The organism is Mycobacterium sp. MUNTM1 (genome assembly GCF_054660795.1).
The window spans coordinates 1-11,157 of the sequence record NZ_BAAGDE010000070.1 but is presented as its reverse complement, the minus strand read 5'-3'; the positions used below and the strand labels follow the sequence as shown (position 1 = coordinate 11,157).

The window sequence follows — 11,157 nt, the reverse complement described above, 5'->3', positions numbered from 1 at the left end:
GTGGCGAGAGCATCTACACCGTGGCTCCGTCATCGTGAGCATCGACACGGACTCGAAATTATTGAAAATTGCTAATTCTCAAGGCGTTCATGTCCGCTTCGGCACTGAGCAGAACGGTTCCTTCGTTAGGGAAGCCGCCGCAGAATTTGGCCCGTTCGACGTCGTTCTCGACCATGGCCCTCATACCAGTTCTCACATGGTCGATTCCTTCCGCCGCCTGTTCGTAGAAGCTTTGAGCGGCGACGGTGTTTACATGGTCGAGGATACGCACTGCGATTATCAGACCACCTACCGCGACAGCCGCATCTCGTTCATGGACTTTGTCAAAGCGTTGATCGATGCAAAACACAGCCACTATGAAGCTGCTAGCGAGACCAGCTTCCGAGTAGGTCACCCTGATCGACTCAGGGAAGTTTCGGTGCCGGCGATCACGCCGATCTTGGGCAGCATCGAGATTTACGATTCTGTTGTCGTTGTGCGCCGGGCCAATCAGACTCTCCCGCAGCGCATCTACCGCTCATGACGGGTCAAGGTTCCGCGGAGCGAGGCGCCACCTCCGCCAAGTACCGACGTGCGCTCGCAGCCTTAGCCAGAACCACGTACGGATAGACGTTTTCTGCTCTCCCGCCCCTATACCCGGAAATACCCGACGCAGCTGTCGAACGGTAAGCGCTTTAGTTCAACTTTGTTGAGATCGAGGACCTCCTTGAGCGCCGAGGTCTCTCCTGGAAAGTTGACGTACGCGACCTCGTCGAACACTACGACCCCCCCTTTGGGCATTAAAGGCAAGAACGTCTGCAACGCAACCTTTGTCGACTCGTACAAGTCTGTGTCGAGGATGAGCATCGCGACAACGAGATCAGGCCGCGTTTTGACGAACTCGGGAGCGGTTTGCGCGATGTCGCCCTTCACCAACTGGCAACGAGGGATGCGGTTCACCGGACGGACAAGGTCGGTCGCGTCGATCATGTCTTGAATCAACGTGGGATCGGTGTCTGAGAACATCTTCGCGTCGATGTCCTTTGGATCTTCTTCCTCGTCGATGCTGGTAAATCCCGCAAAAGTATCGAAACCGATGATCGAGCGATTAATCGCGTATGGCTCAAGGATCGATGACAAGTGCATATAGAGCATGAGCGAGTTGCCCCGGTACACACCGCATTCGACGATCGCGCCTGGCACGTCCATCACCATTTTGAACAGTTCGATACGTGACAGGGCCGCCGTTACTGTTACGCGGTTGGCGAAAACGAAAGGGGCACTAGCGACATAAGCAGCATCGGTCCTGGCTAGCGCGTCTGCTCTCTTGTGATTGAACTGAATCTCAGCTTCTGTAAGACGACGGTTGGTCACTGGACCGCTTCGAGGTAGGGCGTGAAGTCCGAGGCACGAAGCAAGTCGCGCAGACCGAACTCGATGTTCCTAGCGGCGCCATCTTGGTTTGCAGCTCCGGCACGCTCATTCAAGTCTTCCCTATGGAAAACTCTGAAATCGATGCTGTATCGCACGCGCCCTGTCCGGTTAGGGACCGTTCCGTGAAGGTGTGAGCCTGAGAAAACAATCATGTCTCCGGTGCCACCTGCCAACCTCAACTCCGTATCAGTTCCGACCTCTTCCAGCGGGACCGGATGCCGGCGGTCTTCATTGTTGATGTTCTGAGTCGCAGCAGGGCGCTCGTTAGTGACCCAGTGCTGCAGATCCCAGTCACCCGAATCGTTCTGCACCGGGCGGTCGAAGTAAGTCGGGTTGATCATCATGGTCTGATCGGGGTCAATGGGGAACACTGGCATCCATGTATTGATCTGACATTGCGGAGCGCCGTACCACGTATCACGGTGCGGCAGATAGGCGTAACTCACTCCGGCGTGCAGGTAATCGTAGTCTGGGACCACGCGGATCCGGGGTACGTCGAAAAAATATTCCTCGGGGTCCTGATTGATTTCCTCCAGGAAGTTGCGGATGTGCTCCTTGGACGCCGTCGAGTTGGTGAACTCCCCTTTGAGGGTGGACACCTTCTCCACGAATTGCTCGACCGCAAGCTCGGTGTGCACCACACGCGCATCTAAGCGGTCGCCGAAGACCTGACGGATGCACTGTTGCGCATAGCCGCAAAACTCCACGGTAGATCGGAGCTTCGTGTGCAGGATCATCGCTCCCGAGTAGACGAGTGGCCGGAAGTCGTCCCCCGGAAAGACCCTGTTGACGTACAGATTCAGCATGTGCAAACCTCGCGGAAACTTTCGGCTTTCGTTACAGATGCCAAGCTTTGACCCCGCGTAAGGGTATCAATGCGCTTGCCTGGTTGCAGCCGAATCGTCCGCTGGGTGCGTCGATCATTCGTCCATACGATTGGGTTTAGTGCACAGCTGCACACGTAGACACCATGGTGCGAGCCCTGTCGTCGCAGATGTAGCTCTGGTCGGCCGGGACGCCTCCAGCGACGAACGATGGCGGCAGGACGCGAAGACTGTAGACACCGCCGCTGACGAGGTCGGGCCGGGGCCGCGGTGGTGTTTGAGGTCGCGCTTGTACTGTTATGGACTTGTACGGTTAGGGGCCTTGTGACGCCGCGACGCCGAGCGGACGGACGTGCTTCCCGATCGGACAGCGCTACGAGTCTTCTCAAACATGCACGGACTACTACGAAGAACCGGGTTGCGAGTCCGCGGATTCCACCCGGTCGAAGAGCAAGTATGGGCTAGAATTTCCCGCGTGTTGAAGGAGTTGGTCTGAATTTCCGAGCGCCCACCGCAATGTGCAGCGGGCGCGAAGCATCCAGCAGCCTATTGTCCAGGACTTGAATAACGTCCCATGATTCACAGGTTCTGCATTACCCACCTGAAGCCCTTGTTGCCAGCGAGTTGGTACGATGACTGTATCGCGCTTGGGGAATTTCAGGCTGATTCTGCATTACACGTACGGCAACTGGACCCCTTCTGGCACGAAGCCAGGCCGATTGCGTTTGGCGCGGCCGGAATGTACGTGGTGCCCATCGCGGTAAATCGATTTGCCGAATCTTCCGAGTTCGTCGAGATCTGCTCTTACAGAAAGAGGCTATTGCCGCACCCAGAGGGGGCGGAATCCCAATCTTACGGTTATCCAACCATGCGTGAGCTAAGCTTAGATAATTTCCAAAAAGAAGAAGAATTAGCAACATTTATACCGAAACCTGATGTCGGATTCCTGGTCGCGCAACCGCTATACTTCGAGGACTCAATACTCGGGCAATATGCGACCTCCCATCATCGCGGGGACATCCTCGATTACGCAGCCTTGGCAGTTGAGCTAGGTGTGTTGAGCCCCGAATCCGCGACAAAATTTTTTGATGCTAAGCATTTTATCCCCGGAGGTATCGAGTTCGGAATATACCCCAAAGATTGGCTAGTACAGACGCTGTCAAAGGTTGAACTTGTTAGCCGGAAATTTCTTCAACGGTTTGGCAATCGGGTTAGAAACTATGACACCTATCAGGTAAGGGCAGTAGGGTTTCTGTCGGAGCGGCTAGGCTCTTTCCTTCTACTTAACCATCTGGTAGATCAGTATTCCAACACTATTCCCGCTGAAATATTCGGGTATATGACGGTTATTACTGAAGGAAGTTGTGGCTATTCTGTCGCAGCGACGGATCGTTCTAAGGGCTTGTTTAATTTGGCCTCCATCAGACAGAAGCGGATCCAATGAAAGCGGTATTATTAGCCGGCGGCCTTGGCACCCGTCTCAGCGAGGAAACGACAATTCGACCAAAGCCGATGGTCGAGATCGGCGGGCGCCCGATTCTATGGCACATTATGAAGCTCTACTCTTATCACGGTATCCAAGATTTCGTGGTTTGCTGTGGCTACAAGGGCTACGTTATTAAGGAATACTTCGCGAACTATTTCCTGCACATGTCCGACGTAACATTCGACATGTCCGCCAACAAGATGGAAGTCCACCGGCATCACGCAGAGCCTTGGCGGGTAACCCTGGTGGATACTGGCGACGACACCTTGACCGGCGGACGCCTCAAGCGCGTGGAGGCCTACATACGCGACGACGAGGCGTTCTGCTTCACCTACGGTGACGGCCTGAGCGACGTGAACATAGGAGGAAGTATCGAATTCCATCGTCAGCACGGACGTCACGCCACGGTGACAGCGGTGCTTCCACCGGGGCGGTATGGGGCGCTCGAGTGCGCCGATGACCGGGTCACCCGATTTGTCGAGAAGCCGCGAGGCGATGGCGGCCTCATCAACGGTGGTTTTTTCGTTCTGTCACCCGCGGTACTGGATTACATCGAAGGTGACGAGACGTCATGGGAAGGCCCGCCATTGGCCAGGCTTGCTGCCGATGGCGAAATGATGGCGTTCGAGCATTCCGGTTTCTGGCAGCCGATGGACACCCTGCGAGACAAAAATCTCCTTGAAGAACTCTGGGGTAGCGGCAAAGCGCCGTGGAAATGCTGGCTTTGAACGCTTTCAAAGCCGCTTACCGCGGACGCCGGGTCCTAGTCACCGGTCATACCGGCTTTAAAGGCAGCTGGCTGTGCCTGTGGTTACAAGCGCTGGGCGCAGAAGTTATCGGGCTTGCATTGGATCCATCGTCCGAGCCCAGCCACTGGGACCTATTGAAATTATCTATGGGCGACCATCGCGTCGATATTCGCGACGAAGCCGCAGTCCGTCGGGTCTTCGCCGCGGAACGACCCGAAATCGTTTTCCACTTGGCCGCCCAGCCATTAGTGCGTCGGTCCTATCGCGAGCCGGTAACCACTTGGGCCACCAACGTGATGGGCGCGGTCCACGTGCTCGAAGCGGCGCGTCATACGCCTGATCTGTGTGCCGTGGTTGTCGTCACGACCGATAAGTGTTACGAGAATCGCGAATGGCCTTGGGCTTACCGCGAACTTGACCGGCTCGGGGGCCGCGACCCCTACAGCGCATCCAAAGCAGGCACCGAATTAGTGGCCGCTAGCTACCGGACTGCGTTTCTGCAAGATCCGTCTGCTCCACTGCTCGCGACCGCCCGGGGCGGCAACGTGATTGGCGGTGGCGATTGGTCTGAAGACCGGCTGATACCTGATCTGGTGCGCTCGGTCGTCGCTGGAGAACCACTGGTGATCCGTTCTCCCCGCGCCACCCGCCCCTGGCAACATGTGCTGGATTGCCTCAGTGGTTATCTGCTACTCGGCCAGCGGCTTCTGGCGGCAGACGGCAGCTGCGCCGAGGCCTGGAACTTTGGGCCCGATGTAGAAGGAAGCCGTACGGTTGAGCAAGTGCTCGAAGACCTTGCTCGCACGTGGCCTCAGTTCCGCTGGCAATCGGCATCCGGTCGGCAACCGCACGAGGCGGGGCTACTACAACTCGACAGCGCCAAGGCGAAAATGCATCTTGGGTGGCGTCCCGTCTGGAACCTTGAGAAGGCGATTTTTCACACAGCCACCTGGTATCGCCGATTGCTGGAAGTAGGTGAAGTGTCAAGTGCTGACGAACTGGCCACCTACGTCGCCGATGCGGGCAAGGCAAACCTGGGGTGGGCGACGGCATGAACATCCTCGACACCCCAGTGCCCGATCTGAAGATCGCACGGTCCTCACCGCATCGTGACGACCGTGGCGCCTTCATGCGCCTCTTCTGCGCCGAAGAACTTCAGCCTGTGCTCGGCAATCGCCAAATTAAACAGATCAACCAGTCCAAGACTAGCCGCGCAGGGGCTGTGCGTGGCTTGCATTTCCAGCATTCCCCGCATGCGGAGATGAAAATGGTCCGTTGCCTTCGCGGTCGGGTCTGGGACGTGGCGGTTGACCTGCGACCCAACTCCCCCACCTTCTTGCATTGGCACGCCCAGGAATTGGCACAGGATGACGCTCAAATGCTAGTCATCCCAGAAGGTTTCGCCCACGGCTTCCAGGTCATGGAACCCGACAGCGAGTTGTTATATCTACACACAGCGTTCTACCACCCGTCTTCCGAAGGCGGGCTGCGTTACGACGATCCCCGGCTCGCCATCACCTGGCCATTACCGCCGCAAGACCTCTCCCCTCGCGATCGTTCCCATCCGCTACTGGATACCGATTTCGCTGGAGTCGCATTATGAGATGCCGACACTGCGGTACGCCCTTGGAACACACCTTTGTGGACCTGGGCTTCGCCCCGCCCTCCAACGCCTATTTGCTTGCCGAGGATTTGGGTAACCCGGAGGTGCACTACCCGCTGCGGGTGAAGGTGTGCCACAGGTGTTGGTTGGTCCAGACTGAGGACTACGCCCGCGCTGAGGAATTATTCAGTGCCGAATATGCCTATTTCTCCAGCACCTCGAGCAGTTGGCTTGATCACGCAGCTCAGTATGTGCGGATGATCATTGAGCGACTGCATCTCGGGCCCGAGAGCTTTGTCATCGAAGTGGCCTCCAACGACGGCTACCTACTAAGAAATTTCGTGGCGGCTGGCGTCCCCTGCCTGGGCATCGAGCCGACGGCCGGCACAGCCGCCGCGGCCGAGTCGTTGGGAATCCCGGTCACGCGGGAATTCTTCGGTGAAGCCCTGGGACACCGACTGGCCGGTGAAGGCCGGCGGGCGGATCTGATGCTGGGCAATAACGTATATGCCCATGTGCCTGACATCAACGACTTCACCCGCGGCTTGGCCGCCGTGCTGAAGCCGGAAGGTGTTGTGACACTGGAATTTCCACACATCGTACCGTTGATCGAGCACACCCAGTTCGACACCATCTACCACGAGCACTTCTCATATCTGTCACTAACCGCAGTGGCCCAGATCTTTTCAGCGGCCGGCCTGCGTGTGTGGGATGTGGACGAGCTGCCCACCCATGGCGGCAGCCTACGGGTGTATGGCTGCCATACCGGAGCGGCGATCACCAGCACACACCGCGTCGATGCGTTGCTGGCGCGCGAGGAACGGTTCGGGGTAACCCGACTCGAGACGTATACCGAGTTCCAGAAGCGCGCCGACCGGGTGAAGGACGATCTTTTGACCTTTCTGATCGAGCAGAAGCGTGCGGGCCGTCGCGTGGCGGCATACGGAGCCGCCGCCAAGGGGAATACCTTGTTGAACTACGCGGGGGTCAGGCCGGACCTACTGCCATACGTGTGTGATGCCGCAGGGTCCAAGCAAGGGAAATTCATGCCGGGAAGCCACATCCCCATCTATCCGCCCGAAGCATTGCGCGAGAACCAGCCCGATCACGTGGTCATCTTGCCCTGGAACATCGCCCACGAGGTCCGGTCCCAGTTGATCGATCTTGTCGATAAAGGGGTAAGCCTGGTCACCGCCGTTCCCGAATTGAGCATGCTGTGAAGCCCCGCATCGCATACACCAAGCCGTCAATAACAGACCTGGAGGTGCGCTACGCCACTGATGCCGCCGCGAACGGTTGGGGTGAGCGTTGCTACGAATACATCGGCCGCTTCGAGGGTTCCTTCAAGAAGCACCTAGGCGTCAAGCACGCGATCGCCACCTCGAGTTGCACCGGTGCGCTGCACATGGGTATGGCTGCGCTCGGAATCGGACCCGGCGATGAGGTCATCATGGCCGACACCAACTGGATTGCGACGGCGGCGCCCATCGTTTACCTCGGCGCCAAGCCTGTCTTTGTCGACATCCTGCCCGAAAGTTGGTGCATCGATCCGGAATTGGCCGAAGCTGCCATCACGCCGCGCACCAAAGCCATTGTCGCCGTGCACTTGTACGGCAACCTTTGTGAGATAGATCGTTTGTTGGCGATAGGCGAGAAGCATGGCGTCCCGGTGATCGAGGACGCGGCAGAGGCCATCGGTTCGATCTTCCACGGAAAGCGCGCCGGGTCGATGGGGCATTTCGGGACTTTCTCCTTTCATGGCACCAAGACCGTCACCACCGGCGAGGGCGGCATGTTCGTCACCAACGACGACGAACTGTACGAAAAAGTGCTCACTTTGAGCAACCATGGTCGCTCGCGCAGCCAGGCCAAGCAGTTCTGGCCGGATGTCGTCGGCTTCAAGTACAAAATGTCGAACATCCAGGCAGCCATCGGTTTTGGCCAGATGGAACGCATCAACGAATTGACATCGCGAAAGCGCGAGATCTTCCGGGCATACAACGACGAGCTGTCCGGCATGGAGGGGGTTTCGATGAACCCCGAACCCCCGGGCACACAAAATGGATGTTGGATGCCGACCGTCGTATTCGACGAATCAACGGGAATAAAGTCGGAGCGCCTCACGGCGGCATTTGCGGCGGAGAACGTCGATGCCCGGGTTTTCTTTCATCCACTGTCGGCGGTCCCCCCCTTCGCGGGATCGCTGGGAGGCAAATGGGCCGGCGACATTCCTCGTCGCGCAATCAACATCCCTAGCTTCCACGACATCACGCAGGACGAGCAGCGCCGAGTCGTCCAAGTCATCCGGGATATTCGCGGTGCATGAAAGTTACGTTCTTTGGGGAAGTTCGGGACACGCCAAAGTACTGGTGGGCATTATCGGACGATTGAGTGGGCGGGTGCTGGCTACGTTCGACAACGATCCGGCTGCTGCGCCATTACCTGGAACCCCGCTGCATATCGGGGAGGCCGGGTTTGAGCGATGGCGAGCCGAATGTGGCGACGTCCATGACGTCCATGCGCTGGTGGCTGTCGGGGGTAACCGTGGCCTCGATCGGATCAACATTCTGGCTCGGATGGTCGCCTCGGGCCTGCGGGCTGAACCATTGATCGATCCTCGCGCGAGCGTTGATGCCACAGCAAAGCTCGGCGGAGGCTGTCAAATTTTGCCGGGCGCGGTGGTGTCTGCGGACGCCTCACTCGGGGATGGTTGCATCGTCAACCATAAAGCCTCTGTCGACCACGAGTGCCAAGTTGGTTCCGGAGTGCACTTGGCCCCGGCAGCTACTCTTTGTGGCCTCGTGTCGGTCGGCGATGCGGCGATGGTGGGAACGAATGCCACCGTACTTCCGCGAGTAAAGATCGGGCAGTCTGCCACAGTCGGAGCCGGTGCCGTGGTTACCAAAGACGTACCCGACTACGCAGTCGTTGTGGGAAATCCGGCTCGTGTCATCCGGATCGAAGCACCTTAGGAGGCATGAACGTGGCGGAAGACGCTTACAAAGACCATCGCCGGATCGTCGGCGAGAACGTGCAAGCTTTGGCGAAAGATAAGGAGCTTGCGCGCTTATCGTCCGAATGGCTCAATCGAAGCGCCGAGAGTCGCTACTCGTACAACTTCGAGTGGCTAGGGCGACCGATCATTCAATACCCACAGGACATCGTCTGTCTTCAAGAGTTGATCTGGAACGTTAAACCCACGGTGATCGTCGAGACCGGGATAGCGCATGGAGGTTCGCTGATCTTCAGCGCATCAATGCTTGCATTACTTGACGTGTGCGAAGCTGCTACCAGCGGTGTGCCCGTCAACGTCGGCGGTTCCCGTCGGCGGGTCATCGGAGTCGATATCGAGATACGGCCCCACAATCGTGCGGCAATAGAGGCCCACCCACTAGCTCCCTACATCACCATGATCGAGGGATCGAGTATTGAGCGAGAAACGATTCAACAGGTCCACGATGCCGCGCGCGGCCACGAGACGACTCTCGTCTGCCTCGACAGCAACCACACACATGATCATGTCCTCGCCGAACTATCGGCGTATTCGCCACTGGTGACACCGGATAGCTATTGCGTGGTATTCGACACGGTTGTCGAGGACATGGGCGCCGACTCGTTTCCGGACCGACCGTGGGGCCAAGGCAACAACCCCAAGACGGCGGTCTGGGAGTTCGTTAAGTCGCATTCCGACTTCGAGATTGACCGTGACATCCAGCACAAGCTGCAGATAACTGTAGCGCCCGACGGATTCCTGCGGCGCGTGCGTTGAGGGCTGGTCAGCTCATCAAGCGCCAAAGAAGTCGCCGGAGAGTTCGGATTCGGGGCTCAAGTAACTTATTTGCATTGCACTCTCGGACGCCCGCAAGTGCACTTCGAGGCCGCAAGGGCAGTTTTGGTTTTGACGCGTCGCATTCTCGTTCCCCGCGACTCGCCTGCCTTCAACGCCGGTTGGCCTGAGACCCACGATCAGAGCTGACCAAGCCGCCTGCACTCCGGGTGCCCACACGACCGGATTCTGACCACCGGCAATGCCGAAACGCCACCCACCGCTGGACCAACCAGAGATAATGACCTCTGCGAATGCCCGCGCACGCGCGACCACCGAAAGGATTCGTCCGTGAAATTCGCCCTGGCCAGCTATGGAACTCGCGGCGACGTTGAGCCCTGCACGGCCGTGGGTCGCGAACTGCAGCGCCGCGGGCACGAGGTCCGCATGGCCGTTCCGCCCAACCTAGTCCCCCTCGTCGAGTCGGCCGGCCTGTCGGCGGCAGGGTACGGGCCCGATCAGCAGGACGGCTTCTGGGACACCGACTTCCTCGGCAAGTTGTGGAATGTCCCCGAGGTGAGGAGGCGGTGGCGGGAAGCCCAGCATCTGCTTACTGAGTCCTGGGCGGAGATGAGCGCGACCCTGGCATCGCTCTCCGAGGGCACCGATCTGGTGTTCACCGGCCCGGGCTTTCCGGGGGTTGCGGCGAACGTGGCCGAATACCTCGATGTGCCGTTGGCCACGATGCACTACTTCCCCATGCGGCCCAACGGGCAGCTCGCGCCTCACCTGCCGGCGCCGGCGGTACGCACCGTGATGACGGCGCTGGACTGGACGCAGTGGCGGGTGACGAAGAAGGCGGAGGACGCCCAGCGCCGTGAACTCGGCCTGCCCAAAGCGAAAGGCCCTGCCCCACAACGGATGGCCGCCCGCGGGGCGCTGGAGATCCAGGCCTACGACGAGGTGTGCTTTCCCGGGTTGGCCGCCGAATGGGCCAAATGGAACAACCAGCGGCCCTTTGTCGGCACGCTGACGATGGAGTTGACGACAAATTCCGACGTCGACGTCGCGTCGTGGATCGCGGCGGGAACGCCCCCGATCTGCTTCGGCTTCGGCAGCACATCGGTCGAATCTCCGGCCAATACAATCAACATGATTGCTAAGGCGTGCGCGCAGCTGGGCGAGCGCGCGCTGGTGTGCTCCGGCAAAACGGATTTCAGCGATGCGCCACGGTTCGACCACGTCAAGGTGGTGGGCCCGGTGAACTACGCAACCATTTTTCCCGCCTGCCGCGCGGTGGTCCATCACGGCGGTTC

The 11,157-nt window shown here is 58.8% G+C and carries 12 protein-coding genes; 10 read left to right on the top strand and 2 right to left on the bottom strand.

Features of this window, described 5'->3' with window-relative positions; genetic code table 11:
• The first annotated feature begins 34 nt into the window (after positions 1-34).
• Positions 35-523 carry a hypothetical protein gene (locus ACYQ8K_RS26815; protein WP_459973871.1) on the top strand — a complete coding sequence of 163 codons (489 nt, stop codon included), beginning with the start codon at positions 35-37 and terminating at the stop codon, positions 521-523.
• A gap of 107 nt (positions 524-630) precedes the next feature.
• Here the strand turns inward: ACYQ8K_RS26815 and ACYQ8K_RS26810 are convergent, their stop codons facing one another.
• Together ACYQ8K_RS26810 and ACYQ8K_RS26805 are read right to left on the bottom strand one after the other, a co-directional pair.
• A complete protein-coding gene (locus ACYQ8K_RS26810; RefSeq protein WP_459973869.1) occupies positions 631-1,353 on the bottom strand; it encodes a TylF/MycF/NovP-related O-methyltransferase in 723 nt (240 codons plus the stop codon).
• Positions 1,350-2,219: a phytanoyl-CoA dioxygenase family protein gene (locus tag ACYQ8K_RS26805; protein ID WP_459973868.1), complete on the bottom strand. Its 870-nt coding sequence runs from the start codon at positions 2,217-2,219 to the stop codon at positions 1,350-1,352. Before ACYQ8K_RS26805 ends, ACYQ8K_RS26810 begins: the two co-directional genes overlap by 4 nt.
• 592 nt (positions 2,220-2,811) lie before the next feature.
• On the opposite strand from ACYQ8K_RS26805, the gene ACYQ8K_RS26800 reads away from it, so the two are divergent.
• From ACYQ8K_RS26800 to ACYQ8K_RS26760, 9 genes are all read left to right on the top strand, one after another.
• Positions 2,812-3,681, top strand: coding sequence for a hypothetical protein (locus ACYQ8K_RS26800; protein WP_459973866.1), 870 nt, complete (start codon positions 2,812-2,814; stop codon positions 3,679-3,681).
• Positions 3,678-4,451, top strand: a complete 774-nt coding sequence (rfbF, locus tag ACYQ8K_RS26795) for a glucose-1-phosphate cytidylyltransferase (protein ID WP_459973864.1) — start codon at positions 3,678-3,680, stop codon at positions 4,449-4,451. The genes ACYQ8K_RS26800 and rfbF overlap by 4 nt, the downstream gene beginning before the upstream one ends.
• Entirely contained in the window at positions 4,439-5,527 is a 1,089-nt protein-coding gene (gene rfbG, locus ACYQ8K_RS26790; protein WP_459973889.1) for a CDP-glucose 4,6-dehydratase, read from the top strand. Before rfbF ends, rfbG begins: the two co-directional genes overlap by 13 nt.
• Positions 5,524-6,075, top strand: coding sequence for a dTDP-4-dehydrorhamnose 3,5-epimerase (rfbC, locus tag ACYQ8K_RS26785; protein WP_459973862.1), 552 nt, complete (start codon positions 5,524-5,526; stop codon positions 6,073-6,075). Before rfbG ends, rfbC begins: the two co-directional genes overlap by 4 nt.
• Entirely contained in the window at positions 6,072-7,295 is a 1,224-nt protein-coding gene (locus ACYQ8K_RS26780) for a methyltransferase domain-containing protein (protein ID WP_459973860.1), read from the top strand. Before rfbC ends, ACYQ8K_RS26780 begins: the two co-directional genes overlap by 4 nt.
• Entirely contained in the window at positions 7,292-8,401 is a 1,110-nt protein-coding gene (locus ACYQ8K_RS26775; RefSeq protein ID WP_459973858.1) for a DegT/DnrJ/EryC1/StrS family aminotransferase, read from the top strand. The genes ACYQ8K_RS26780 and ACYQ8K_RS26775 overlap by 4 nt, the downstream gene beginning before the upstream one ends.
• A complete protein-coding gene (locus ACYQ8K_RS26770; protein WP_459973856.1) occupies positions 8,394-9,047 on the top strand; it encodes an acetyltransferase in 654 nt (217 codons plus the stop codon). Before ACYQ8K_RS26775 ends, ACYQ8K_RS26770 begins: the two co-directional genes overlap by 8 nt.
• A gap of 5 nt (positions 9,048-9,052) precedes the next feature.
• Positions 9,053-9,844: a cephalosporin hydroxylase family protein gene (locus ACYQ8K_RS26765; protein ID WP_459973855.1), complete on the top strand. Its 792-nt coding sequence runs from the start codon at positions 9,053-9,055 to the stop codon at positions 9,842-9,844.
• Positions 9,845-10,192: 348 nt separating this feature from the next.
• On the top strand, positions 10,193-11,157 hold a 965-nt coding region (locus ACYQ8K_RS26760; RefSeq protein ID WP_459973853.1), incomplete at its 3' end, for a glycosyltransferase.